Annotated in this window: 2 protein-coding genes and 1 CRISPR repeat array; both genes read left to right on the top strand. The window is 72.2% G+C overall.

Annotated features, from left to right (window positions below):
* Window positions 1–334: a CRISPR direct-repeat array (repeat unit 29 nt; unit sequence GTCGTCCCCGCCCGCGCGGGGATCGTCCC).
* Window positions 335–442: 108 nt separating this feature from the next.
* Complete coding sequence (locus FF36_RS29830; RefSeq protein ID WP_044888550.1) at window positions 443–1,153, top strand: IS6 family transposase; 711 nt, start codon at window positions 443–445, stop codon at window positions 1,151–1,153.
* Between the two features lie 40 nt (window positions 1,154–1,193).
* On the top strand, window positions 1,194–1,460 hold the full coding sequence (locus FF36_RS29835) for a recombinase family protein (RefSeq protein WP_044888551.1): 267 nt from the start codon (window positions 1,194–1,196) through the stop codon (window positions 1,458–1,460).
* Window positions 1,461–3,449 lie beyond the last annotated feature (1,989 nt).

Genomic DNA, 3,449 nt, shown 5'->3' on the forward strand with positions numbered 1-3,449 from the left:
GTCGTCCCCGCCCGCGCGAGGATCGTCCCCACAACGGGATGCACTACTGGGGCGGGCCGAAGTCGTCCCCGCCCGCGCGGGGATCGTCCCACCGGCGCCGCCAGCATCCCGTTCACGCTGGCGTCGTCCCCGCCCGCGCGGGGATCGTCCCACGCCATCGTCCACGTCGCGTCGGCCCTGGAGGTCGTCCCCGCCCACGCGGGGATCGTCCACTCACCCGCTGTGACGTCGGCACGGAGCGCGCGTCGTCCCCGCCCGCGCGGGGATCGTCCCCGGAGCGTTGCAGCGACTGGCCGCGTCTGGGTGTCGTCCCCGCCCGCGCGGGGATCGTCCCACGATGCCGTCAACGGTCAGCGGGATCAGGTGGTCGTCCCCGCCCGCGGGGTCTGTTGCATTGGTGAAGTCCGTGGTCTCGGCGACTCCTACCCAGGGTGATCGATTCATGTGTCGGCGTGCCGTCCAGCCATCGGTTCCGGTCTCGGAGTTCGTCGGGTTCCGGTTCCCACCCGAGGTGATCGTCTTGGCTGTCCGCTGGTACCTGCGGTACAGCCTGTCCTACCGCGACGTCGAGGAGCTGCTCGCGGAACGCGGCATCACCGTCGATCACGTCACGATCTACCGCTGGGTCCAGCGGTTCACTCCGCTGCTCGTCGAGGCTGCCCGGCCGTGCCGACACAGCCCTGGAGACAGGTGGTTCGTCGACGAGACCCACGTCAAGGTCGCCGGCCGGTGGACCTCCCTGTACCGGGCGATCGACCAGATCGGGCAGGTCATCGACGTCCTCGCCGCCGAACGGCGTGACCTGGCCCCGACCCGACGGTTCTTCACCCGAGCCCTGTCCCACAGCCGGAAACCAGCCGAGGCGACCACCGACCGGGCACCCGCCTATCCCCGTGCCCTCGATGAACAACTGCCCACCGCCGGCCACGTCGACGTCGCCCGAGCGAACAACCGGATCGAATCCGACCACAGCCGACTCACAGCCCGGCTCCGCCCGATGCGCGGACTGAAACACCTGCGCTCCGCCCAGACGATCAGCTCCGGACATGCGCTGATCCAGAACATCCGCCGCGGACACTGCGAACTCGGCACTGACACCGACCCACGACTCCGACTGACGACCGGCTTCGCCGAGCTCACCCTCGCGATCTGATCACCGACTCGGCAGGAACAGCCATGTCTAATCGCCCACAATGCAACAGACCCTTGGCGAGGACTCGCCGATGGCGACGCTGCTGCTGTCCGTCATGGGCGCGTTCGCCGAGTTCGAACGCGCCCTGATCCTCGAGCGCCAACGCGAGGGCATCGCCGCCGCCAAGCAACGCGGCGTCTACACCGGCCGCAAACCCGCCCTCACCGGCGAGCAGGCCCGGGACCTGGTCGCGCGGGCCGCTGCCGGAGAGCGGAAATCCGACCTGGCCCGCGCGTTCGGGATCAGCCGCGAAACCGTCTACAGCTAGCTGCGGACCGCGGACGTCGCCGCTCCCGCCAGCTGAGCAGGACGGTGGCGAGGCGGATGAGGGCGGCTCTGAAAGAGACAGAAGTTCGGACGGTCACCCGACCACCCCCGCCCGCGGCCCGCCGCGCGGACGGGGGCGGAGAGGTCGGGCTGTGCTCGTGGTCCCGGCCGGGGCGGGTTCTGCCTGCCCCGGCCGGGTGTGAGGGGTTAGTGGTGGAGGAGCCAGTCGACGAGGGCGCGGGTGGCGCCGGAGAGCACGGCAGTGAGCAGGTTGCGGGTCAGCCGCAGGTCGGGGTGGGGGGTCATCGGGTCCTCCAGGGGTGCGGCGGGGTGAGGGGCGCCGGCCGGCGTGAGGACCACGTTCGGTGAGTATGGGGGCGGTGTGCGTGGCGGTGGACGGACACGGAGAATCAGGGGGCGATACCGCTGGCGGGGGCGGGGTGTCCACCGTCGTGCAGTGGACAGCGGGTGGACACACGGGGGTGTGATGACCGAGGCGACGCCCGGGCCGGTCGCGGAGATCTGCAGGATGCTCAAACGGCTGCAGGACCAGGCCCGGATCTCCGCAGACGTGTTGGCGACGAAGATCGGGTACAGCCGCTCCCACGTGTACAACATCCGCAACGGGCAGATCACCCGGCCGCCGGACGAGACATTAGCCGAGGCGTGGATTCGGGCCTGCGCTCACAGCGAGAGCGCCGCGGCCGCAGCGGTGCAGGAGTTCCGCGAGCTGGCCGCGGAGCATCACCGCCAGCGCCGCCGGGACCAGGAGAACCCGCCACCGCCACCGCCACCGCCACCGCCGGCCCCGCCGGCCTCCCGTAGCGAGCCGGTCGACGGGCCGCGGGTGGGAGACGCTGATCCGTTCCTGCTGGGGGTGCACGAGCCGATCCGCGTGGACGGGGCGGCGCCGCGCGGCCTGCCGGACTATGTGGCCCGCGACGTCGACCAGGCGGGAGACGGGGTACGTGCCCGACTGGAGGCAATGGCACAGCGGGGTGGTTTCCTGCTGCTGGTCGGGGAGTCGTCGGTGGGCAAGACCCGCACCGCCTACGAGGCTGTGCGCGCCGCGTGCGGGGACTGGCCGCTGCTGCATCCGGGCAGCGCCGCCGAGCTGAACACGCTTGCCGCCGCGGGGCCGGGACGGCGGCTGGTGGTGTGGCTGGACGAGTTGCAGACCTACCTGGACACCGATCCGGCGCTGAACGCCGGAACCGTGCGGGCGCTGCTGCGTGCCCCCGAGCCGGTGGTGCTGGTGGGAACCATCTGGCCGAGTTTCCGCGACACCTACCAGCAGCAGCCCCCCGTGGGGGCGGCGGATCCGTGGCGGGCAGCCCGGGAGGTGCTGCGCCTGACCGAACAGGTCCCCCNCCCCTCGGACTTCTCGACGGCGGAGTCCCGCCGCGCCCACACCGCCGCCGAGGGCGATCGGCGCATCGCCGCCTGTCTCACCCTCGACAGCGCCTTCAGCCTTCCCCGGCATCTCGCCGCCGCCCCCCAACTACTCGACCAGTGGAAGACCGCCCCGCCCTACGCGAAAGCGGTCCTGACCGCGGCCCTCGACGCCTACCGCCTCGGTGCCCGCGCCCCCCTGCCCGCCGGGCTGCTGCGCGCCGCCGCCGTCGACTACTGCACTCCCCGCGAGCAGGCCGACGCTCCCGCGGACTGGTTCGAACAGGCCCTCGCCCACACCACCCGCCGTCTGCACGGCGCCACCAGCACCCTTACGCCCGTGGGCGCCGGCATGGGAACGCTCACCGGCTACACCCCCGCCGACTACCTGCGCCAACACGCCACCCGCACCCGCCGCCACCTCCGCCCACCCGCAAGCCTGTGGACCGCCCTACGCGACCACCTCACCGACCCCGACGACATCACCCGCATCGCCCACACCGCCACCGACCGCCGCATCTACACCGTGGCCGTCCCCCTCCTCCGCACCCCCGCCGATGCCGGCGACGGGCGGGCCGCCGACCGGTTGGCCGTTCTG

This window comes from Frankia torreyi (assembly GCF_000948395.1).
In the GTDB taxonomy this organism is placed as follows: domain Bacteria; phylum Actinomycetota; class Actinomycetes; order Frankiales; family Frankiaceae; genus Frankia; species Frankia torreyi.

Coding starts and splice junctions, on each gene's coding strand:
- FF36_RS29830 (WP_044888550.1), top strand. CDS start 443: ATGTGTCGGCGTGCCGTCCAGCCATCGGTTCCGGTCTCGGAGTTCGTC.
- FF36_RS29835 (WP_044888551.1), top strand. CDS start 1,194: ATGCAACAGACCCTTGGCGAGGACTCGCCGATGGCGACGCTGCTGCTG.